Raw genomic sequence first — 21,872 nt, 5'->3', positions numbered from 1 at the left:
CGACCGCCCGGTTGCGAGTGGCACGATCTCGACCTATGGTCCAAGGCATGTTTTGCATTTGCTGTCCCCCTTCCGCACTCAGGTGACGACATGCCTACACCCACCCGCCCCGCCGTGCTCGAGCTGATCGGCAACACGCCGCTGGTTCGCGTCAGCCGTTTCGATACCGGCCCCTGCACCCTGTTTCTCAAGCTCGAATCACAGAACCCCGGGGGTTCCATCAAGGACCGTATCGGCCTGGCGATGATCGACGCGGCCGAGCGCGATGGTCGCCTGCGTCCCGGCGGCACCATTATCGAAGCCACTGCCGGCAACACCGGCCTGGGTCTGGCGCTGGTCGGCCGGGCCAAGGGCTATCGCGTGGTGCTGGTGGTGCCCGACAAGATGTCCACGGAAAAGGTGCTGCACCTCAAGGCCATGGGCGCCGAGGTGCATATCACTCGCTCCGATGTGGGCAAGGGCCATCCCGAGTACTACCAGGACGTGGCCGCGCGCATGGCCAAGGATATTCCTGGCTCTTTCTTCGCCGACCAGTTCAACAACCCGGCCAACCCGCTGGCCCACGAGACCAGCACCGCGCCGGAGATCTGGGCGCAAACCCAGCACGACCTCGACGCGATTGTGGTGGGCGTAGGGTCAGCGGGCACCCTCACCGGGCTCACGCGGTTTTTCAAGCGCGTGCAGCCGCAGCTGGCGATGGTGCTGGCCGATCCGGTGGGTTCGGTGATGGCCGAGTACAGCCGCAGCGGGCGGCTGGAGACGCCCGGCTCGTGGGCGGTGGAAGGCATCGGCGAGGACTTCATCCCATCGATTGCCGACCTCTCCAGCGTGCGCCACGCCTACTCCATCAGCGATGAAGAAAGCTTCGACCACGCGCGCCAGTTGCTCAAGGCCGAGGGCATTCTCGGCGGCTCGTCCACCGGCACCCTCCTCGCCGCCGCGCTGCGCTACTGCCGCGAACAGACCGAGCCCAAGCGTGTGGTGACCTTTGTGTGCGACACCGGCACGCGCTACCTGTCGAAGGTCTACAACGACCAATGGATGAACGACGCCGGCCTGTTGCAGTACAAACATTACGGCGACCTGCGCGACCTGATCGCCCGCCGTTTCGAGGACGGCCGCGTCATCAGCGTGAGCCCCGACGACACCCTGCTCACCGCCTTCCAGCGCATGCGCCTGGCCGACGTGTCGCAGTTGCCGGTGCTGGTGGGCGGCCAGGAACTGGTGGGGGTGATCGACGAGTCCGACATCCTGCTGGGCCTGCATCATAACGCCGCGGATTTTTCCATGACCGTTGCCAGCGCCATGGCGAACACCCCGCACACCCTCGCCCCCGATGCCAGCCTGGACGAACTGCAGGCCGAGCTGGATCGCGGCCTCGTCGCCATCATTGCCGACGCGTCGGGCTTCCATGGCCTGATCACCCGTGTCGACCTGCTCAACCATTTACGGAGATCCCTTGCATGAGCCAGCCCGATAAAAGCGCGTTCGCCACCCGTGTGATCCACGCCGGGCAATCGCCCGACCCGAGCACGGGCGCGCTGATGCCGCCGATCTACGCCAACTCCACCTACCTGCAGGACAGCCCCGGTGTGCACAAGGGCTTTGACTATGGCCGCTCCCACAACCCGACGCGCTTTGCCCTGGAGCGCTGTGTCGCGGACCTGGAAGGCGGCAGCCAGGCGTTTGCCTTTGCTTCCGGCCTCGCGGCGATCTCCACCGTATTGGAATTGCTCGATGCCGGCGCGCATATCGTCTCCGGCAATGACCTGTACGGCGGCACCTTCCGCCTGTTCGACAAGGTGCGCCAACGCAGCGCCGGGCATCGGTTCAGCTATGTCGACCTGAGCGATATGGCAGCGTTTGACGCGTCGTTGCAGGACGACACGCGCATGGTCTGGGTCGAAACCCCGAGCAACCCGCTGCTAAGCCTCACCGACCTGCGCGCCGTGGCGCGTCTCTGCCGTGCGCGCGGCATCCTGTGCGTGGCCGACAACACCTTCGCCAGCCCATGGATCCAGCGCCCGCTGGAGCTGGGCTTTGATGTGGTGGTGCACTCCACCACCAAATACCTCAACGGCCACTCGGACGTGATTGGTGGCATCGCGATTGTCGGCGACAATCCGGAGCTGGCCGAGCGCCTGGGCTTTCTGCAGAACTCGGTTGGCGCCATTGCCGGGCCGTTCGACGCATTCCTGACCCTGCGCGGCGTGAAGACCCTGGCCCTGCGCATGGAGCGCCATTGCAGCAACGCACTGCAACTGGCGACCTGGCTGGAGCAGCAACCGCAAGTGGCGCGGGTGCACTACCCCGGCCTGACATCCCACCCACAGCACGACCTGGCGCAACAACAGATGCACGGGTTTGGCGGGATGATTTGCGTGGACTTGAACACCGACCTGGCCGGTACCAGACGTTTTCTGGAAAACGTCAACCTCTTCGCTCTGGCCGAAAGCCTGGGCGGCGTGGAAAGCCTGATCGAACACCCGGCGATCATGACCCATGCCAGCATCCCGGCGGCCACGCGCACGCAGTTGGGGATTGGCGATGGGTTGGTGCGCCTGTCAGTAGGGGTTGAAGATGTAGAAGACCTGCGCGCCGACCTGGCGCAGGCCCTGGCTCACATCTAAAGAGTCCAGGCAGCAACGGTCAAATGTGGGAGGGGCTTGCTCCCTCCCACACGAAAACCGTGTCTCAGGCGGAGGTAACCCCGGCCCGCGCGCTGTGCAGTTTTTTGTAGCTCTCGATCAGGCGCAAATGCCGGTCCAGCCCTTCGAGCTTCATGCTGGTCGGCGTCAGGCCATAAAAGCGCACGCTGCCGTCCACGGAGCCAATCACCGCATCCATGCGTTCAGTGCCGAACATACGGCGAAAATTGGCCTCGTAGTCTGCCAGCGCCAGGTCGTCGTCCAGCTCCATCTCCAGCACCGCGTTCAGCGCCTGGTAGAACAAGCCACGTTCGGCGGTGTTGTCGTTGTACTGCAGGAACATCTCTACGCACTCCTTGGCCTCTTCGTACTGCTTGAGGGCGAGGAAGATCAGCAGCTTCAACTCCAGGATGGTCAACTGGCCCCACGCGGTGTTGTCGTCGAATTCGATGCCGATCAGCGTGGTGATATCGGTGTAGTCGTCCAGCTCGCTTTCGATCAGGCGTTCGACCAGCGCGTGCAGTTGCGCGTCATCCAGGCGGTGCAGGTTGAGAATGTCTTCGCGGAAGAACAGCGCCTTGTTGGTGTTGTCCCAGATCAGGTCGTCCACCGGGTAGATTTCCGAATAGTCGGGCACCAGTATCCGGCACGCAGTGGCGCCCAGGTGCTCGTACACCGCCATGTACGACTCCTTGCCCATGCTCTCGAGGATGCCGAACAGGGTCGCGGCTTCCTCGGCATTGGAGTCTTCGCCCTGGCCGGAGAAGTCCCACTCGACGAATTCGTAATCCGATTGCGCGCTGAAAAAGCGCCACGACACCACGCCGCTGGAGTCGATGAAGTGCTCGACGAAGTTATTCGGCTCGGTGACCGCCTGGGCTTCAAAGGTCGGCTGCGGCAAATCATTCAAGCCTTCGAAACTACGGCCTTGCAGCAGCTCGGTGAGGCTGCGCTCCAGCGCAACTTCCAGGCTTGGGTGCGCGCCAAACGAGGCGAATACGCCGCCGGTACGCGGGTTCATCAGGGTCACGCACATCACCGGAAACTCGCCGCCCAGGGACGCATCCTTGACCAGCACCGGGAAGCCCTGGGCCTCCAGGCCTTGAATGCCCGCCAGAATGTCGGGGTACTTGGCCAGCACGTCAGCCGGCACATCCGGCAAGGCGAATTCGCCTTCGATGATTTCGCGTTTCACCGCACGCTCGAAAATCTCCGACAGACACTGCACCTGGGCTTCGGCGAGGGTATTGCCTGCGCTCATGCCGTTGCTGAGGTAGAGGTTCTCGATCAGGTTGGACGGGAAATACACCACCTCGCCATCGGACTGGCGCACAAACGGCAGCGCAACGATGCCGCGCGCTTCGTTGCCGGAGTTGGTGTCGAACAGGTGCGAACCGCGCAACTCGCCGTCGCGGTTGTAGACCTTCAGGCAGTACGCGTCGAGGATGTCCCCCGGCAGTTCGTCGTTGGGGCCAGGCTGAAACCAGCGCTCATCCGGGTAATGCACGAACGGCGCATTGGCCAGCTCTTCGCCCCAGAACTGATCGTTGTAAAAGAAGTTGCAGTTGAGCCGCTCGATGAACTCACCCAGGGCCGACGCCAGCGCGCCTTCCTTGGTGGCGCCCTTGCCGTTGGTAAAGCACATCGGCGACTGCGCATCGCGGATATGCAGCGACCACACGTTGGGCACGATATTGCGCCACGAGGCGATCTCGATCTTCATGCCAAGCCCGGCGAGGATGGTGGACATATTGGCGATGGTCTGCTCCAGCGGCAGGTCCTTGCCGGCGATGCGGGTGCCCGCGCCTGCTGTCGAGCCGGGCATCAGCAGGGCCTGCGCATCGGCGTCGAGGTTCTCGACTTCCTCGATGACGAACTCGGGACCTGCCTGCACCACTTTCTTTACGGTGCAACGGTCGATGGAACGCAGGATGCCCTGGCGGTCCTTGTCGGAGATATCGGCGGGCAACTCGACCTGGATCTTGAAGATCTGGTTGTAGCGGTTTTCCGGGTCGACGATGTTGTTCTGCGACAGGCGGATATTTTCCGTGGGGATATTGCGCGTCTGGCAATACAGCTTGACGAAGTACGCCGCGCACAGCGCCGACGACGCGAGGAAATAATCAAAGGGCCCCGGCGCCGAACCGTCGCCCTTGTAGCGAATCGGCTGGTCGGCAATCACCGTGAAGTCATCGAACTTCGCTTCAAGTCGGAGGTTGTCGAGAAAGTTGACCTTGATTTCCATGGGGGCACACCAGAATAACGGCTGAACAAAAATGGCCGCCATTATGAGGTTTTTCCCCGGAAAGTTTCAGGCTTTTGCCAAAGCCTGCGCGAATGAGCGAAAAATCGAACGGCAAAACCTCGGGGCACTCCAAGCCCTGTGATGTCACTCAAGCTGATGTCCCATCATCTTTTTTCTGATCGGAGAACAGCCCCATGCGACCTCAAACCTCCTTCATTTTCGACCTCGACGGTACGCTCACCGACAGCGTTTATCAGAACGTGGCCGCCTGGAAAGAAGCCCTCGACGCCGAAGGCATCCCCCTTGCGATGTGGCGCATCCACCGCAGGATCGGCATGAGCGGCGGCCTGATGCTCAAAACGTTGTCCCGCGAAACCGGCCTCGATATCAGCGAGGCGCAAGCCGAACGCCTGAGCCAACTGCATGCCGAGGCGTATGCGCGATTGCAGGGGCAGATCATCGCCTTGCCGGGCGCCGTCGAGCTGCTCGACCACCTCAACCAGGGCGGCCTCACCTGGTGCATCGCCACCAGCGGCGGCCTGGACACCGCGAAGATCAACCTCAAGGCGCTGCAACTGGACATTGACGAGGTGAACATCATCACCCGTGACGATGTGAAGTACGGCAAGCCGGACCCGGACCTGTTTCTCGCCGCCGCCCGGCATATGAAGGTGCCGATCGACGAGTGCCTGGTGATCGGCGACGCCGTGTGGGACATGCTCGCCGCGCGGCGCGCCAAGGCCACCGGAATCGGCCTGCTGTCGGGGGGCTATGACATCGGCGAACTGGAACGTGCGGGCGCGCTGCGGGTTTATGAAGACCCGCAGGACTTGCTCGACCACCTCGATGAGGTGGCTTCACGCCCCTGAATGCCGTCCCGCAGTGCCTGGCGAAAAATCGGCCATCAACTTATTCGCGTTGGTGCCGATGACCTGTCTGGCACTTCAGGGAGCAGCACCATGCGCAACAACCAGCCCGTAACACAGCGTGAGATTTCCCTCGCGCCGTCGCAGAAACTCATTTCCGCCACCGACACCCAGGGGATGATCACTTACTGCAACGACGCGTTCGTTGACATCAGCGGTTTTGACCGTGCCGACCTGATCGGCGCGCCGCAGAACATCGTGCGTCACCCCGATGTCCCACCGGCGGTGTTTGCGCACATGTGGCGCGCGCTCAAGCAAGGCCAGCCGTGGATGGGCATCGTCAAGAACCGTTCGAAAAACGGCGACCACTATTGGGTCAACGCTTACGTCACGCCGATATATGACGGCAGCCGCGTGGTCGGTTTCGAGTCGGTGCGGGTCAAGCCCACCGCCGATGAGATCCGCCGCGCGCAGGCGCTGTACCAGCGGATCAGCCGAGGCAAACCCGGCGTGCCGCGTCAGGATGCCTGGCTGCCGGCGGCCGTGGCGTGCGTGCCGTACATGGCAACGGGCCTTGCCGGCAGCGTGGCCGGGCTGTCTCTCAGCGCCCCGGTGGCGATTGCCGTTGCGCTGGCCGTGGCCGTGCCGGTGGGCGTGCTCTGCGCGCGCTGGCGCCAAGGCAGCACCCTGCGCCTGCTGGCGGGTGTGGAGCCGTCGACGTCGGATGCGTTGATCGCGCAGATGTACAGCGACGCGCGCGGGCCTCAGGCACGTTTGGAAACCGCGTTCCTCAGCCAGACCGCGCGCCTGAAAACCTGCCTGACGCGCCTGCAGGACAGCGCCGAGCAGCTCAGCGCCCTCGCCGGCCAGTCCGACCAGTTGGCCACCGCCAGCGCCCAGGGCCTGGACCGCCAGCGCGTCGAAACCGAACAGGTCTCGGCAGCGGTCAACCAGATGGCGGCCACCACCCAGGAAGTCGCCAGTCACGTGCAACGCACCGCCGACGCCACCCAGCAAGCCAATGTGCTCACCGGTCGCGGTCGCGAAGTGGCGCGCGATACCCGTGAAGCCATCGAGCGGTTGTCCGCCGTGGTCGGCGAAACCGGCGCCACCGTCGCGCAGCTGGCCCGCGACAGCGACGAAATCGGCAGTGTGGTCGATGTGATCAAAGGCATCGCCGACCAGACCAACCTGCTGGCCCTCAACGCCGCCATCGAAGCGGCGCGCGCCGGCGAGCAAGGCCGCGGCTTTGCCGTGGTGGCCGACGAAGTGCGCCAGCTGGCGCAACGCACCTCGCAATCGACCACGCAGATCCATGCGCTGATCACCCAGCTTCAGGCCTCGTCCAATAACGCGGTCAGCAGCATGCAGAACGGCCACCGCCAGGCCGAGGAAGGCGTGGCCCGGGTGCTCGAAGCCGACCAGGCGCTGGTCGGCATCAGCGAAGCGGTGGCCAATATCACCAACATGACCACCCAGATCGCCGCCGCCACCGAGGAGCAAAGCGCAGTCGCCGAAGAGATCAGCCGCAACATCACCACCATCGCCGAACTGGCCGACCAGACCTCGCTGCAAGCCCATCAATCGACCGACCTGAGCAAGGAACTGACCAACACCGCGGCCACGCAGTACGCGCTGGTTGAGCGGTTCAATCGCTGAGACGCGGCTGAGGAGCAGGTCAGCCAGAATCTCAGTCGAGCCCGCCCCCTGTGGCGAGCGGGCTTGCCCCGCGTTGGGCTGCTCAGCAGCCCCAAAACCTGTGTCTAAGTCGTCTCTGGCCCACCGCACTCGGTCTTGATGGGGGCGCTTCGCACCCCAACGCGGGGCAAGCCCGCTCGCCACAATAAGCTCGCTAGCCATGGGGTAGCCAGTTTGTCAGGCAGATCTTTTAATCCACCACAACTCGAAATGGCTGAGCTATGTTTCGCGACTGACAAACCAAGGAATGTGCCATGGACCCATTAGCCCCAAACGCAGCATTGGTCATCATCGACATGCAGAAAGGCATGCACTCGCCAGCGCTCGGGCGACGCAATAATCCCGACGCAGAATCAAACATCCAGCGCCTGCTAAGCGCATGGCGCCAGTCAGGTCGCCCTGTCGTGCATGTACGGCACATGTCCCGTTCACCCACTTCGGTATTCTGGCCAGGACAGACTGGCTGCGAATTCCAAGCCGCATTGCAACCGCTCGCACTTGAACATGTGCTGGAAAAGAATGTTCCGGATGCATTCATCCACACGGGTCTTGAGCGCTGGCTGCATACGCGATCGATCAGGCAATTGGTGATTGTCGGCGTGATCACCAACAACTCCGTCGAGGCCACAGCCCGCTCGGGCGGTAACCTGGGGTTCGACGTAACGGTGGTTTCAGACGCCTGTTACACCTTCAACCAGTCCGATTTATCCGGACGCCTCTGGCCCGCCGAGGACGTGCACGCCCTTTCGCTAAGCAACCTGGCGATGGACTACGCCACAATTGTGGAGGCCGGTGCGATCCTGACCAGAAGTCGTGAGGCATTTCGCGAAGGTGTCTAATCGATTGGGTGAAGCCACGGGCTGATCCCAGTCGGGCGGAAGTACTCGAACGAAGACGATTTGTACACAAAATAACGCTAAAGCTTTACCACCCTCAGGCCGAAACAGTCAGTGAAATCAAGTCGCCGTGTCCGCACCGGGCAGACGATTTGGCCGCCCTCCCCGCTGATGGTCGTCTTCATGAAAATAAAGAACAAGCTGGTGCTCGCGTTTGTCTGCGTCGCTTTTATCCCGGTCAGTCTGGTCGCGGTGATCTCCGTCATGAACACACGGACTGAGGCGGTCGATCAGTTCATCGATGGCAGCACCCGCGAGATTCGCCAGATCGATGGCAATATCCGGCAGTTCTTTGATGGCACGGTGCAGAACGTCGACCAAATGGCCGCCGACCCTGTATACACCTCTGTCGACACGCTGAAGAACTACCAGGGCGCCGATGCGGCCAGCCAACCCATGCCGCCCCAGGCACAGCGCGTGATTGAGCAGTTTGCGCGCTTTGGCACCACTCACCCCGCGGCGGCCATCTTGTCCATTGGCCTTGAGGATGGCACCTACGTCAAATGGCCTGACGATCCGCAACTGGCCAAATACGATCCGCGCGCGCGCCCGTGGTACAAGGCCGCCATGGCCAGCCCCGGCAAGACCGTGCGCACCCCGGCTTACTATTACGATAAAGACGACGTGGCCCTGGTGGGCACCGCGCGCACGTTGCTGGATAACGCCGGCAAGCCCAAGGGCGTGTTCGTGGTGAGTGTGTCGCTGAAAAACCTCACCGAGCTGGTCAAGAGCATCAAGCTGGGAGACAGCGGCTACGTGATGCTGATCGAAGACGGCGTGGTGCTGGTGGACCCGCGCAACGCCGCGCACAACTTCAAACCGCTCAAGGACCTCGGCGCACCGTACGCGCAGTTGGCCAACACCCCTCAGGGTTCCACCGACGTGGTGATCGACGGCGTGCGCTACATGGCCAACATCTGGACCTCGCCCGGTCTTGGCTGGCGTTATGTGGGGCTGATCGAATACAACGAAGTGATGGCGGCCGCGACCCGCATGACTTACATCACCGCCGTCATCGTGGTGGTGCTGGTGCTGATCTTCGGGTTGCTCGCGGCGGCGTTTTCCAAGGTGATCGTCAAGCCGATCGGCCAGGTCAGCAGTGGCTTGCAATCGATCGCCGAGGGCGAAGGTGACCTGCGTCATGACCTGCAGATCCAGGGCAAGGATGAAACCGCCGAACTGGCCGGCTGGTTCAACAAGTTTCTTGCCGCGATTCGCCATCTGATCCAGCGCATCGGCTCGGCATCGACCAATTTGCAGGACGCCTCACGGGTCAACAGCGAAGTGGCGCACAACATGAACGAGGCGGCCGGGCGCCAGCGCGAGGCTGTGGAGCTGGTGTCGACCGCGTTCAATGAAATGGTCGCCACCGCCAACGAGGTGGCGCGCTCCTGCAGCGGCGCGGCCGAGTCGGCCGAAAACGGTCACCGCCGTGTCGCCGAGGGCAAGCAGCAGATCGAAGTGACCACCGACAACGTCAACCGCCTGGGCCGGCGCCTGAGCGAATCGTCCCAGGCCATGGTCGAGCTGGAAGCCGGCAGCCGCAGCATCAACCAGATTCTCGGCACCATCCGCGCGATTGCCGAACAGACCAACCTGCTGGCGCTCAACGCCGCCATCGAAGCCGCCCGGGCCGGTGACCAGGGCCGTGGCTTTGCGGTAGTCGCTGATGAAGTGCGCGCGCTGGCCAAACGCACGTCCGACTCCACCGGCGAAATCGAGCACCTGCTGGGCTCCCTCGGCAGCAAGACCGAGGAAGTCACGCAGAAGATGAACAGCTGCATGGACTTGTCCCGCGCCAGCGTGTCGTCCATCGAAAGCGCGCGCGACAGCTTCGAAGGCATCCAGACCTCGGTCAACGAAATCCGCGACCAGAACCTGCAGATCTCCGCCGCCGCCGAAGAGCAACACAGCGTGGCCGAAGAGATCAACCGGCATATCCAGCAGATCTACGACGAAGCACGGCTGGTGGAAAGCCTGGCCCATTCGGCGCAGGACGACTCGGGTCGGCTGTCGCAACTGTCGGAGGAGTTGAATGGGTTGGTGGGACGGTTCAAGTCCTAGGGACTGATCAACCGTTCGCTCGCCACAACACGCCCACTCATCACGGAGAAGCTGTGTCAGTTGGAGGCCGCTGAGCTTTTTTTGAAATGCTCGTAAAACGCCAGCGCCGCCACATTCTTGTCTTTGGCTTCGAGCATGATGTCGAAACGATCAAAAAACTGCAGCGCGTAATCGTTGGTCCAGCGGTTCCACATTTGCGCGCTGTGGGCGTACAGGTCGCGCTTGGAGACCACTTTCAGCAAGGCGTCCATCTCCAGTTTGTGTTCGGCGTCAAAGCCCATTTCCTGCAGTACCTCCTGAGGCTGGGAGTAATGCATGGCAGGGCGCACACCGCGCCAGCTTTCGATCACGCGGGCAACCCGTGGCGAATCGGGGTCGATGTAGTCGTTTTCGTTGATCCAGCAGTGATGAATATCCAGCACCACCGGCGCCAGGTCGGCCACTTGCAGGCAGTGATCGAGGCCGTAGGTCTTTTCGTCGTTTTCGAACGTAATGCAGTTGCGCGCCACTTCCGATAACCGTGACCACACCGCCCGCGTGCCCTCCACGCCCAGGCGACCGGCGATGTGCACGTTGCACTTGAGGTCCTGGAAGCGACGGCCGTAGCCCATCATGCGGATCATGTCGGCGTGGTATTCGAATTCGGCCAGGCTGTTTTCCACCACGCCGGGATTTTCCGAGCCGAGCACGCAGTACTGGCCGGGGTGGAATGACAGCCGAATGTCCGACGCACGCGCCAGATCGCCAATGGCGGCGAAGCCTTCGAGCAATTGGCTGGCAATGGCCGGGTCCTGGTAGACGGCGGCGACTTTCGGGTGGCTGTAAAACGGCAGCAGATCGCTGCTCAAGCGCAGCATGCGCAGGGTCGGCGGCAGTTCGGCAACGTAGGCCAGCAGGCGCAGTTGCGCCGCCAGGTTGTGGGTGACCACCTCGACCAGCCTGGCACGGGCGACCTCGGGGGCCACGCCGTCCATCCAGCGCAACGTGGTGGTACGCGGGTTGTACGGGCCCTCAATCAGCTTGAGGGCGCTGTTGGAGAGCAGGCGTTCGGGATGCTTGTACTGGCACGCGAAACCAATACGGGGGTGGGTCATGGAAGGGCCTGGCATGGAAGTATTGGGCGGAAGTGTAAGGTGTTGGGCAGGCGACTGACCCTGGCGGTTCATAATATTTAGACACGAGATGAGCTGAACTTTCAGACAAACGCTGCGTTCCTTTCCTATGCGCTGCCCCGAACCTGGGGCGTTGTACAACAAGGAGCCGTTCCCCCATGACTACCCTTCCCGCGTATCAACGCATAACCCCCGGGCCGCTGCATGCGACCTTGCTCGCCGGCACCGTGCCGCTGTTTCTCGGCGCCCTGCTCAGTGACATTGCCTACACCCAGACTTTCCAGATTCAGTGGGCCAACTTTGCCTCCTGGCTGATCGCCGGTGCGCTGGTATTCTGCGGCTTGGCGCTGCTGTGCGCGCTGGTCAACCTGGTACGCGCCGAGCGCAAGGCCGGGGCACCGGTGCTGTACGTTTTGCTGTTGCTGGTCACCTGGATTCTGGGCCTGGTCAATGCCTTCCAACACGCCAAGGACGCCTACGCCGCCATGCCCGCCGGCCTGGTGCTATCGGCCATCGTGCTGCTGCTGACCCTCGCGGCAACCTGGATTGGCCTGCGCGCCGGAGGTGGCAAATGAAAACGGCCCACACCCTCACTTTATTGAGCGCCGCACTGCTGCTGGCTGCCTGCGGTGGCGAAGGCGACAAGACCCAGGCCCGCGGCCCGGACCCCAAGTTGCCGGAACAGCAAAGCAGCCTGCTGCCGAGCATGAAGATTGCCGAGCCGACCCCCTGGGGCGACCGCAAGCCCACGGTGCCCGAGGGCTTCAGCGTGACCGCCATTGCCACGGACCTCGCGATCCCACGCCAGACCCTGGTGCTGCCCAACGGTGACATCCTCGTGGCCGAAGGTCGCGGCGGCAGCGCGGCCAAGCTCAAGCCCAAGGACGTGATTGCCAGCCTGATCAAGGCCGAGGGCAACACCAAGGTCAAGAGCGGCAACCGCATCACCCTGCTGCGCGATGCGGACGGCGATGGCAAATACGAACTCAAGACCGTGTTTGCCGACAACCTCAACGCGCCCTACGGCCTGGCTTTCGCCAACGGCAAGCTCTATGTGGCCAATCAGGATGCGCTGGTGAGCTTCGACTATGCCGACGGCCAGACCAAAGCCAGCGGCGCACCGACCAAAGTCACCGACCTGCCGGCGCAGATCAACCACCACTGGACCAAGTCCCTGGCCGTGAGCGAGGACGGGCGCCAGCTCTACGTGGGCATCGGCTCCAACAGCAACGTGACCGAACGTGGCATGGAAGTGGAAATCGACCGCGCGATGGTCTGGCAGATCGACGCCGCCACCGGCGCACACAAGCCTTACGCCACCGGCCTGCGCAACCCGACCGCGCTGACCATTCAGCCGGGTTCCGGGCAATTGTGGACGGTGGTCAACGAACGCGACGAACTGGGCCCGGACCTGGTGCCGGACTACCTGACTTCGGTGCGTGAAGGCGCCTTCTACGGCTGGCCTTACAGCTACTGGGGGCAGAACGTCGACCCACGTGCGCAACCGCAGAACCCGGCCAAGGTGGCCGCTGCGATCAAGCCGGATTACAGCCTCGGCTCCCACGTGGCGGCGCTGGGCGTGGACTTTTCCATCCCTGCCATGGGCGAGAAATTTGCCGACGGCGTATTCGTCGGCGAACACGGCAGCTGGAACCGTCCCAACCCGGTGGGCTACAAGGTGATCTTCGTGCCGTTCAGCAATGGCAAGCCGTCCGGTGAGCCGATTGATTTCGCCACCGGCTTTCGCGGCGATGACGGCAAGACCCGCGGCCGCCCGGTGGGCGTGACGGTCGACCCCAAGGGCGCGCTGATCATTGCCGACGACCTGGCCAATACCATCTGGCGAGTCACGCGCAACCCGTAACCTGGTGATCTCCCTCTGATAAACGGAGATCAAAAATGTGGGAGGGGGCTTGCTCCCGATGGCGGTGTTTCAGTCAATTATCAGTTGACTGACCCACCGCCATCGGGAGCAAGCCCCCTCCCACACTTGATCACCGCCGCTTTTAGAGGTCCGTGATTTCCTTGTGGCGCGGCACCAGCGTCTTCATCACGCTCCACGCCACCAGGTACGCCAGCGCACAGATCGCGAACATGATCATGTAGCCGGTGTGGATGTCATTGATCGACTTGTAATAGTCAAACACCCAGCCGCCGATCTTGGTCATCACCACACCGCCCAGGCCGCCGGCCATGCCGCCGATGCCGACCACCGAGGCCACGGTCTTCTGCGGGAACATGTCGGACACGGTGGTGAAGATGTTGCACGACCACGCCTGGTGCGCCGACGCCCCCACGCCAATCAGCAATACCGGCACCCAGAAGCTGATGTAACCCAGCGGCTGCGCGAGCAATACCACCAGCGGAAACAGCGCGATCACCAGCATGGCTTTCATGCGCCCGTCGTATGGTGCGTCGCCTCGGGCCATGAAATAGCTGGGGAACCAGCCACCGCCGATGCTGCCGACCATGGTCATGCTGTACAACACGGCCAGTGGCATCACGATATCTGCGCCTTTCATGCCGTATTGCGCCGACAGGTAGGTGGGCAGCCAGAACAGGAAGAACCACCATACGCCGTCGGTCATGAACTTGCCGAAGGCAAAGGCCCAGGTCTGGCGGTAGGTGAGCAATTTGAACCAGGAGACTTTCTTCGCGACGCTGCCGGCAGGCGCCGGGGTGAGCGGCTGGACGGTCTGGTCACTGCGGATGTAGGCCAGCTCTTCGGCCGACAGGCGTTTTTGCTGGTCCGGTTTTTCATACACGGCGGCCCAGATCGCCACCCACACGAAGCCGAGCATGCCGATCACCATGAAGGCCGCCTCCCATCCCCACATACCGGCAATCAGCGGCACGCAGATCGGCGCCAGGATCGCGCCCACGTTGGCACCCGAGTTGAAGATACCGGTGGCGAACGAGCGCTCCTTTTTCGGGAAGTATTCGGCGGTGGCCTTGATGGCAATCGGGAAGTTACCCGCCTCGCCAATTGCCAGCACCGCACGCGCCAGCATGAAACCGGCAATCGACACCGGGATCACCGCCAGGCCTATTGCGCCGCTGACCGCCGCAATCCCCTCACCCATCGGCACTGCAAACGCGTGCAGGATGGCACCGCTGGACCAGATGCCGATGGCGATGACGTAGGCCGCCTTGGTGCCGATTTTGTCGACGAAACGTCCGGCAAACAGCATCGAAATCGCGTAGACAAACTGGAACACCGCCGCGATGTTGGCGTAGTCGGTGTTGCTCCAGCCAAATTGCGTCGACAACTGCGGCGCCAGCAGGCTGAGCACCTGGCGGTCGAGGTAGTTGACGGTGGTGGCGAAGAACAGCATCGCGCAGATGGTCCAGCGATAGTTGCCGACCGCCTGGCCGACACGATGGGCACTGATGGGCTCGTTCAGATTCATGGCATCACTTTTTTATTTTTGTTAGGTAAGACATATGTAACGTCATATGTCGTCGTACAACTGTGGCTTTTATATCGGGACGCCTACAGGGTGTCAATCTGAAATATTGCCGAATGGGCAAGGATTTAAAGGGGTATGAAATAACTCAGCCATATTCGGTTGTAGGATGACATCCACGCATCACGCCACTGCCGTCGCGCCTGCAGGCGGGAAAGGCAAAAAAATATGCAACAAGGTGAATTATTTCGTGTCCGCGTGTATCTGAAGCAGCACAGCGGTGCCACTGCAACGATGGCACCCCCCCTGTTCTGTTTAGAGTGGCCCGCATGAAACTACGTAAGAAAAGCGTCAAACCCATCGGTTTGAAAGACATCACCATTGTCGACGATGCCAAGATGCGCAAGGCAATCACCGCCGCCGCGCTGGGCAATGCCATGGAGTGGTTCGACTTTGGCGTGTATGGGTTCGTCGCCTATGTGCTTGGCAAGGTGTTCTTCCCGGACGCCTCCCCCAGCGTGCAAATGATCGCAGCCCTGGCCACGTTCTCCGTACCCTTCCTGATTCGTCCACTGGGCGGCCTGTTCTTCGGCGCGTTGGGTGACAAATACGGACGACAGAAAGTCCTCGCCGCCACCATCGTGATCATGTCCCTGAGCACGTTCGCCATCGGCCTGATTCCCGGCTATGCCTCCATCGGCATCTGGGCACCGATCCTGCTGCTGCTCTGCAAAATGGCCCAGGGCTTCTCGGTGGGCGGTGAATACACCGGCGCGTCGATTTTCGTCGCCGAATACGCCCCGGACCGCAAGCGCGGTTTCCTCGGCAGTTGGCTGGATTTCGGCTCGATTGCCGGTTTCGTGCTGGGCGCGGGCGTGGTGGTGCTGATTTCCACCGTGCTGGGTGAGGCGGACTTCGAAGCCTGGGGCTGGCGCCTGCCGTTCTTCCTGGCCCTGCCTCTGGGTATGATCGGCCTCTACCTGCGCCATGCGCTGGAGGAAACCCCGGCCTTTCAACAGCACGTCGACAAGCTCGAACAGGGCGACCGCGAAGGCCTGACCCATGGCCCCAAAGTGTCGTTCAAGGAGATCGCCACCAAGCACTGGCGCAGCTTGCTGACCTGCATCGGTATCGTCGCGGCCACCAACGTGACGTACTACATGCTGCTCACCTACATGCCCAGCTACCTGTCGCATAACCTGCACTACGCCGAAAACAGCGGCGTGCTAATCATCATCGCGATCATGGTGGGCATGCTGTTCGTGCAGCCGTTCATCGGCTTTGTCAGCGACAAGATCGGCCGCAAGCCCTTCATCATCGCCGGTAGCGTCGGCCTGCTGCTGCTGTCGATCCCGGCGTTCATGCTGATCACCAGCGGCAAGACCGGCCTGATCTTCGCCGGCCTGTTGATCCTCGCGGTGGTGCTGAACTTCTTTATCGGCGTGATGGCTTCCACCTTGCCGGCGATGTTCCCCACTCACCTGCGCTACAGCGCCCTGGCCAGTGCGTTCAACGTGTCGGTACTGATCGCGGGTGTTACTCCGACGGCGGTGGCCTGGCTGGTGGAAAGCACCAATAACCTGTTCATGCCCGCCTATTATCTGATGGTATTCGCCGTGATTGGCCTGATCACCGGCCTGACCATGAAGGAGACCGCCAACAAGCCCCTGCGCGGCGCGGCGCCGGCGGCTTCGGACATGGAAGAGGCCAAGGAGTTGTTGCAGGAACATCACGATAATATCGAGCAGAAAATCGAAGATATCGATGCCGAGATTGCCGCACTGGAAGCCAAGCGCAACAATCTGGTACAACAGCATCCACGCATCAACTAGTACCTGCCTGCACGTGGCGGCCTCGGTCGCCACGTCTTTGGAGTGTTCCACATGGTTCCAAGCGTCATCGCCCCACAATCATTGCTCAGCGCGGACGAGCGCGCTGCCATTGCCGAAATCGAAGCCACCACCAGCATCCTGCAACTGGTCACCCGCCTGACCGGCATGCGCTTTGCCGGGATTGCCAAGTTCACCGACGTCGAGTGGGTGGTCTGTTCGGTCTATGACCCTTCGGGAATGGGCATCAACGCCAACGACGTGCTGGACCTGGAAACCACCCTGTGCAGCGAATTCTGCGTCAACCCCACTGCCCTGTTCATCCCGCAAGTGAGCAAGAGCGGCCGCTTCGCGGTGCGCCCGGTGGTCAAGCAGTTCGACATTGAAAGCTACGCCGGCGCGCCGATCTTCCTCCCCGATGGCCGTCTCTACGGTGCCCTGTGCGCCCTGGATTCGCGCGCGATGCTGTTTGAAGACCCCAACCTGCCGGAAACCCTGAGCCTGTTCGCACGCTTGATCGGCTGCATTTTCTACGCAAACCTGTCGGTGTCCGAGCAGTAACGTCATGCCTGCAGCACAGGCCTCGAAACAATTAGAAATGAGCTGCCAGCTGAAGTACTGTCAGCCCCTGTTAGCTGCCTTGTATGGAATGCCTGCATGTCGACCGTTACCGCCACCCCCTCCGCTGCCGCCCCTGCGCCGCAGATAAGCCCGTTGGTCATGCGCGTGTTGGGCGCCTGTGCCCTGGCGCACCTGATCAACGACCTGATCCAGGCCGTGCTGCCGTCGATCTACCCGATGCTCAAGGCCAACTACGGGCTGAGCTTCACCCAGGTCGGCCTGATCACCCTCACGTTCCAGCTCACCGCCTCGCTGCTGCAACCCTGGATCGGCTACCACACTGACCGTCACCCCAAGCCCTGGCTGCTGCCGGCCGGCATGGTGTGCACCCTGGTCGGTATCCTGATGCTGGCGTTTGTCGGCAGCTTCCCCGCCATCCTGATGGCGGCGGCGCTGGTGGGCGTAGGCTCGTCGACCTTCCACCCGGAAACGTCCCGCGTCGCACGCCTGGCCTCGGGCGGGCGCTACGGCCTGGCGCAATCGACCTTCCAGGTGGGCGGCAACACCGGCAGCGCCTTCGGCCCGTTGCTGGCGGCGGCGATCATCATTCCCTACGGCCAGACCCATATCGCCTGGTTCGGCCTGTTTGCCGTGTTCGCCATTCTGGTGCTGTACGGCCTGAGCCGCTGGTACCGCCACCACCTCAACCTGTTCAAGCTCAAGCAGGGCGGCAAGGCCACCCATGGCCTGTCCAAAGGCCGCGTGACCTTTGCCCTGGTGGTGCTGGCAGTGCTGGTGTTTTCCAAATACTTCTACATGACCAGCCTCACCAGCTACTTCACCTTTTACCTCATCGAAAAATTCCAGCTGTCGGTGTCCAGTTCGCAGATGTACCTGTTCCTGTTCCTCGGCGCCGTGGCCGTGGGCACCTTCGCAGGCGGCCCGATTGGCGACCGGATCGGCCGCAAGAAAGTCATCTGGTTCTCGATCCTCGGCGCGGCGCCGTTCACCCTCGCCCTGCCCTACGTCGACCTGTTCTGGACCGCCGTGCTCAGCGTGGTGATCGGTTTCGTCCTCGCCTCCGCCTTCTCGGCGATTGTGGTGTTCGCCCAGGAGCTGGTGCCGGGCAATGTGGGAATGATCGCCGGGGTGTTCTTCGGGCTGATGTTCGGTTTCAGCGGCATCGGCGCGGCACTGCTGGGCTTGCTCGCTGACAATCACGGTATTGAGTACGTGTACAAGATCTGCTCGTTCCTGCCGTTGGTGGGCATCTTGACGATCCTGTTGCCGTCGACCAAAGGCGTTTGATGAACCGGCCATCTGATATCATCGAGCCATCACTCTGAAAGCTCCGAAAAACCTGCGTGTGCGCTTACAATTGCGTTTTTGAACGCACACCCAGGCAATCCCGGCACCAACATGACGCTCGACCCTCCTACGATTCTGGCACTGACCATTGCCCTGGCAGCCGCTGCCGCCCTTTACCTTGCGATTGAATGGCACAGCGTGCGCGAATCCTCGCTGTTGTTCTGGGCCAGCGGTTTCGCCACCATCGGCGTCGGTTCCACCCTGGCCCTGCTGCGCATCAACGGCTTTTTAATGATCGGCATCTGGCTGGCCAATGGCATGCTGGTGAGCGCGCATGTGCTGTTTCTGCTTGGCGTTGCACGGTTTACCCAAGTGAAGCTTTCGCGGGCCTGGTTGCTGATGCTTGTGGTGTGGTTCGGCATGCTGGCGCTGCCGGCCGACCTGCCATGGTCCAAGGCCATGCTGGGCGTGCAGTCGCTGCTGGTGGCGTTGCCGACGCTGCGGGCGAGCTACCTGCTGCGGCCCCACGGCAGTTCGCTGAGCATCGGCGCGGTACAGCTGCGCTACGTGCTGCGCTTTCACGGCGGGTTTTATGTGGTCAAGGCGCTGTCGGTGTTGATACCGGGCGCGCTGATCGACCTGGCTTCATTCAAGGGCGAGATCATCCAGATTTCCCTGGTGGAAGGCGCCATGGCGATCATGCTGATTGCGCTGTCGATGACCGGCTCCGAGCGCCATCGCCGCGAACAGCAGATCGCCCGGCTCGCCGCCCGCGACCCGCTGACCGCCCTCTACAACCGCCGCGCCCTGGAACTGCGGGCACCGCGCCTGCTGGCCAAGGTGTCGTCCACGCAACCCGGGGCGCTGCTGCTGATCGACATCGACAACTTCAAGCTGGTCAACGACCTTTACGGCCATACCGCCGGCGACCGCCTGCTGATCGGCCTGAGCGAACTGATCCGCAGCGCGACGCCCCAGGGCGCGCTGTCGGCCCGCCTGGGCGGCGATGAGTTCGTGATCCTGCTGGTCAATACCTCCACGCAGCAGATCATAGAACTGGGCAGTCACCTGCGTGAGCAGTTCCAGCAACGGGCCGCGCAAGCCTTCACCACGCCCGCGCCCGTCACCTTGAGCATCGGCGCCAACCTGTTCGACCAGCCACCTGCCTCGCTGGCGGCGGTGATCGAACTGGGCGACACCGCGCTCTACGAAACCAAGCGCGGCGGGCGTGACAGCCTGCAACTGGTGGACCGCACCGGCGCGGGAGGCCTGCGCTAGCGTCGTAAGCTGGCACTGTGAAATATCTGTACGTAGACTGCCGCCATACCCCCACGTGAAGGCGGCGAAAAAAACCTGATGCAAGTTACCGAAGTCTCGATTGCCCAATTGCGCGCTGCGCTTGAGTCCGGCCGGACCACTGCCGTTGAACTGGTCAAGGCGTACCTGGCGCGGATCGATGCCTATGACGGCGCGCACACCGCCACCGCGTTGAACGCCGTGGTGGTGCGCAACCCTGATGCGTTGAAAGAAGCCGAGGCGTCCGATGCGCGCCGGGCCAGGGGTGAAACACTCGGGCCGCTGGATGGCATTCCCTATACCGCCAAGGACAGTTATCTGGTCAAGGGGCTGACCGCTGCATCCGGCAGCCCGGCGTTTGCCAGGCTGGTCGCCCAGCGTGATGCCTTTACCATTGAACGGCTGCGTGACGGTGGCGCCATCTGCCTGGGCAAAACCAACATGCCGCCGATGGCCAATGGCGGTATGCAGCGCGGTGTTTATGGCCGTGCCGAGAGCCCGTACAACGCCGATTACCTGACGGCGCCTTTTGCGTCCGGCTCGTCCAACGGTGCCGGCACGGCCACGGCGGCGAGCTTTGCAGCATTCGGGCTGGCCGAGGAAACCTGGTCGAGCGGGCGTGGCCCGGCGTCGAATAATGGCCTGTGCGCCTACACGCCCTCGCGCGGGGTAATTTCGGTGCGCGGCAACTGGCCGCTGACCCCGACCATGGACGTGGTGGTGCCCTTCACGCGCACCATGGCCGACCTGCTGGAAGTGCTCGACGTGGTGGTCGCCGAAGACCCCGACACCCGTGGCGACCTGTGGCGTCTGCAACCGTGGGTACCGATTCCAAGCGTCAGCGCGGTGCGCCCGGCGTCCTACGTGGCACTCGCTACCAGCAGCGCCGCCCTGGCCGGCAAACGCTTTGGCGTGCCGCGCATGTACATCAATGCCGACCCCGAGGCCGGCACCAGTGAAAAACCCGGCATCGGCGGCCCCACCGGGCAGAAGATCAACACCCGCGCGTCGGTGATCGACCTCTGGCAGGCCGCCCGCCAGGCGCTGGAAGCGGCCGGAGCCGAAGTGATCGACGTGGATTTCCCGCTGGTGTCCAACTGCGAAGGCGACCGCCCCGGCGCGCCGACTGTGTTCACCCGTGGCCTGGTATCCAAAGAGTTCCTGCACGATGAATTGTGGGAGTTGTCGGCGTGGGCGTTCGATGATTTCCTGCGCGCCAACGATGACCCGGCGCTCAACCGTCTGGCCGATGTGGACGGCCCGCAGATCTTCCCCCATGACCCCGGCACTCTGCCCAACCGCGAAGACGACCTGGCCGCCGGCATGGACGAATACGTGCGCATGGCGCAGCGCGGCATCAGGCCCTGGAACGAAATAGCGACCTTGCCCGATGGCCTGCGCGGTCTGGAACACACGCGCCGGGTAGACCTGGAAGACTGGATGGACGCACGCGGACTCGACGCCGTGCTGTTCCCCACCGTGGCCGACGTGGGCCCGGCGGATGCCGACGTGAACGAAGCGTCCGCCGATATCGCCTGGAGCAACGGTGTGTGGGTGGCCAACGGCAACCTCGCCATCCGCCACCTCGGCGTGCCCACCGTCACCGTGCCGATGGGCGTGATGGCCGACATCGGCATGCCGGTCGGCCTGACCTTTGCCGGCCGCGCCTACGACGACTCGGCGCTGCTGCGCTTTGCTGCGGCGTATGAAGCCATCGGCAGCAAGCGCCGGGTGCCGCCGCGTACGCCGCCGCTGGCGACTGAATGACAGGCTGAATACAAATTCGAGGATCGCAAAACGCACCGTGGCGAGCGGGCTTGCCCCGCGCTGGGCTGCGCAGCAGCCCCAAAACCAGGCCCAGGGAGTGCCTGATACAGCGCATTCGTCTTTACTGGGGCTGCTTCGCAGCCCAACGCGGGGCAAGCCCGCCAGCCACACCGCC

16 protein-coding genes and 2 pseudogenes are annotated in these 21,872 nt (G+C 62.7%); 15 read left to right on the top strand and 3 right to left on the bottom strand.

The window, feature by feature from the left end; all coding sequences use genetic code 11:
• The first annotated feature begins 90 nt into the window (after positions 1 to 90).
• Both TU79_RS20890 and TU79_RS20885 read left to right on the top strand, forming a co-directional pair.
• Positions 91 to 1,467, top strand: a complete 1,377-nt coding sequence (locus tag TU79_RS20890; protein ID WP_057009776.1) for a pyridoxal-phosphate dependent enzyme — start codon at positions 91 to 93, stop codon at positions 1,465 to 1,467.
• A complete protein-coding gene (locus tag TU79_RS20885; protein ID WP_057009775.1) occupies positions 1,464 to 2,630 on the top strand; it encodes a cystathionine gamma-synthase in 1,167 nt (388 codons plus the stop codon). Before TU79_RS20890 ends, TU79_RS20885 begins: the two co-directional genes overlap by 4 nt.
• A gap of 64 nt (positions 2,631 to 2,694) precedes the next feature.
• Here the strand turns inward: TU79_RS20885 and TU79_RS20880 are convergent, their stop codons facing one another.
• Entirely contained in the window at positions 2,695 to 4,893 is a 2,199-nt protein-coding gene (locus tag TU79_RS20880; RefSeq protein ID WP_057009774.1) for an OsmC domain/YcaO domain-containing protein, read from the bottom strand.
• A gap of 194 nt (positions 4,894 to 5,087) precedes the next feature.
• On the opposite strand from TU79_RS20880, the gene TU79_RS20875 reads away from it, so the two are divergent.
• From TU79_RS20875 to TU79_RS27040, 6 genes and pseudogenes are all read left to right on the top strand, one after another.
• Positions 5,088 to 5,762: an HAD family hydrolase gene (locus TU79_RS20875; RefSeq protein ID WP_057009773.1), complete on the top strand. Its 675-nt coding sequence runs from the start codon at positions 5,088 to 5,090 to the stop codon at positions 5,760 to 5,762.
• A pseudogene (locus TU79_RS27050) lies at positions 5,763 to 6,125 on the top strand (PAS domain-containing protein); the annotation flags it as partial.
• Between the two features lie 195 nt (positions 6,126 to 6,320).
• Positions 6,321 to 7,418, top strand: a complete 1,098-nt coding sequence (locus tag TU79_RS20870) for a methyl-accepting chemotaxis protein (RefSeq protein WP_414896198.1) — start codon at positions 6,321 to 6,323, stop codon at positions 7,416 to 7,418.
• A gap of 293 nt (positions 7,419 to 7,711) precedes the next feature.
• Positions 7,712 to 8,296 carry a cysteine hydrolase family protein gene (locus TU79_RS20865; protein WP_057009771.1) on the top strand — a complete coding sequence of 195 codons (585 nt, stop codon included), beginning with the start codon at positions 7,712 to 7,714 and terminating at the stop codon, positions 8,294 to 8,296.
• 168 nt (positions 8,297 to 8,464) lie between these two features.
• Positions 8,465 to 9,559: pseudogene (locus TU79_RS27045) on the top strand (cache domain-containing protein); the annotation flags it as partial.
• 90 nt (positions 9,560 to 9,649) lie between these two features.
• The gene (locus TU79_RS27040) at positions 9,650 to 10,417 is read left to right on the top strand and encodes a methyl-accepting chemotaxis protein (protein WP_414896199.1); all 768 of its coding nucleotides are present in this window, start codon (positions 9,650 to 9,652) and stop codon (positions 10,415 to 10,417) included.
• 56 nt (positions 10,418 to 10,473) lie between these two features.
• On the opposite strand, the gene TU79_RS20855 is transcribed toward TU79_RS27040, so the two are convergent.
• The gene (locus tag TU79_RS20855) at positions 10,474 to 11,511 is read right to left on the bottom strand and encodes a UV damage endonuclease UvsE (RefSeq protein WP_057009769.1); all 1,038 of its coding nucleotides are present in this window, start codon (positions 11,509 to 11,511) and stop codon (positions 10,474 to 10,476) included.
• A 176-nt stretch (positions 11,512 to 11,687) separates the two neighbouring features.
• Here TU79_RS20855 and TU79_RS20850 point away from each other — a divergent pair, with 176 nt between their 5' ends.
• Together TU79_RS20850 and TU79_RS20845 are read left to right on the top strand one after the other, a co-directional pair.
• A complete protein-coding gene (locus TU79_RS20850; protein WP_057009768.1) occupies positions 11,688 to 12,104 on the top strand; it encodes a DUF2231 domain-containing protein in 417 nt (138 codons plus the stop codon).
• Complete coding sequence (locus tag TU79_RS20845) at positions 12,101 to 13,393, top strand: PQQ-dependent sugar dehydrogenase (RefSeq protein WP_057009767.1); 1,293 nt, start codon at positions 12,101 to 12,103, stop codon at positions 13,391 to 13,393. Before TU79_RS20850 ends, TU79_RS20845 begins: the two co-directional genes overlap by 4 nt.
• Before the next feature lie 142 nt (positions 13,394 to 13,535).
• Here TU79_RS20845 and TU79_RS20840 read toward each other — a convergent pair whose 3' ends face one another.
• The gene (locus tag TU79_RS20840; protein WP_057009766.1) at positions 13,536 to 14,939 is read right to left on the bottom strand and encodes an MFS transporter; all 1,404 of its coding nucleotides are present in this window, start codon (positions 14,937 to 14,939) and stop codon (positions 13,536 to 13,538) included.
• Positions 14,940 to 15,265: 326 nt separating this feature from the next.
• Between TU79_RS20840 and proP the strand changes: the two genes are divergently transcribed.
• The 5 genes from proP (at position 15,266) to TU79_RS20815 (ending at position 21,697) form a co-directional block, all read left to right on the top strand.
• On the top strand, positions 15,266 to 16,768 hold the full coding sequence (gene proP, locus TU79_RS20835; RefSeq protein WP_057009765.1) for a glycine betaine/L-proline transporter ProP: 1,503 nt from the start codon (positions 15,266 to 15,268) through the stop codon (positions 16,766 to 16,768).
• A 51-nt stretch (positions 16,769 to 16,819) separates the two neighbouring features.
• Positions 16,820 to 17,326, top strand: coding sequence for a GAF domain-containing protein (locus TU79_RS20830; RefSeq protein ID WP_057009764.1), 507 nt, complete (start codon positions 16,820 to 16,822; stop codon positions 17,324 to 17,326).
• Positions 17,327 to 17,422: 96 nt separating this feature from the next.
• On the top strand, positions 17,423 to 18,634 hold the full coding sequence (locus TU79_RS20825; RefSeq protein ID WP_057009763.1) for an MFS transporter: 1,212 nt from the start codon (positions 17,423 to 17,425) through the stop codon (positions 18,632 to 18,634).
• Between the two features lie 111 nt (positions 18,635 to 18,745).
• Positions 18,746 to 19,912 carry a GGDEF domain-containing protein gene (locus TU79_RS20820; protein ID WP_057009762.1) on the top strand — a complete coding sequence of 389 codons (1,167 nt, stop codon included), beginning with the start codon at positions 18,746 to 18,748 and terminating at the stop codon, positions 19,910 to 19,912.
• Between the two features lie 75 nt (positions 19,913 to 19,987).
• Complete coding sequence (locus TU79_RS20815) at positions 19,988 to 21,697, top strand: amidase (RefSeq protein ID WP_162276094.1); 1,710 nt, start codon at positions 19,988 to 19,990, stop codon at positions 21,695 to 21,697.
• Positions 21,698 to 21,872 lie beyond the last annotated feature (175 nt).

The organism is Pseudomonas trivialis (assembly GCF_001439805.1).
GTDB classification, from domain to species: Bacteria; Pseudomonadota; Gammaproteobacteria; order Pseudomonadales; family Pseudomonadaceae; genus Aquipseudomonas; species Aquipseudomonas trivialis.
This window is presented reverse-complemented; position numbering and strand designations above follow the sequence as displayed.

Coding starts and splice junctions, on each gene's coding strand:
- TU79_RS20880 (WP_057009774.1), bottom strand. CDS start 4,893: ATGGAAATCAAGGTCAACTTTCTCGACAACCTCCGACTTGAAGCGAAG.
- TU79_RS20830 (WP_057009764.1), top strand. CDS start 16,820: ATGGTTCCAAGCGTCATCGCCCCACAATCATTGCTCAGCGCGGACGAG.
- TU79_RS20820 (WP_057009762.1), top strand. CDS start 18,746: ATGACGCTCGACCCTCCTACGATTCTGGCACTGACCATTGCCCTGGCA.
- proP (WP_057009765.1), top strand. CDS start 15,266: ATGAAACTACGTAAGAAAAGCGTCAAACCCATCGGTTTGAAAGACATC.
- TU79_RS20865 (WP_057009771.1), top strand. CDS start 7,712: ATGGACCCATTAGCCCCAAACGCAGCATTGGTCATCATCGACATGCAG.
- TU79_RS20875 (WP_057009773.1), top strand. CDS start 5,088: ATGCGACCTCAAACCTCCTTCATTTTCGACCTCGACGGTACGCTCACC.
- TU79_RS20870 (WP_414896198.1), top strand. CDS start 6,321: ATGGCAACGGGCCTTGCCGGCAGCGTGGCCGGGCTGTCTCTCAGCGCC.
- TU79_RS27040 (WP_414896199.1), top strand. CDS start 9,650: ATGAACGAGGCGGCCGGGCGCCAGCGCGAGGCTGTGGAGCTGGTGTCG.
- TU79_RS20885 (WP_057009775.1), top strand. CDS start 1,464: ATGAGCCAGCCCGATAAAAGCGCGTTCGCCACCCGTGTGATCCACGCC.
- TU79_RS20825 (WP_057009763.1), top strand. CDS start 17,423: ATGTCGACCGTTACCGCCACCCCCTCCGCTGCCGCCCCTGCGCCGCAG.
- TU79_RS20840 (WP_057009766.1), bottom strand. CDS start 14,939: ATGAATCTGAACGAGCCCATCAGTGCCCATCGTGTCGGCCAGGCGGTC.
- TU79_RS20855 (WP_057009769.1), bottom strand. CDS start 11,511: ATGACCCACCCCCGTATTGGTTTCGCGTGCCAGTACAAGCATCCCGAA.
- TU79_RS20845 (WP_057009767.1), top strand. CDS start 12,101: ATGAAAACGGCCCACACCCTCACTTTATTGAGCGCCGCACTGCTGCTG.
- TU79_RS20890 (WP_057009776.1), top strand. CDS start 91: ATGCCTACACCCACCCGCCCCGCCGTGCTCGAGCTGATCGGCAACACG.
- TU79_RS20850 (WP_057009768.1), top strand. CDS start 11,688: ATGACTACCCTTCCCGCGTATCAACGCATAACCCCCGGGCCGCTGCAT.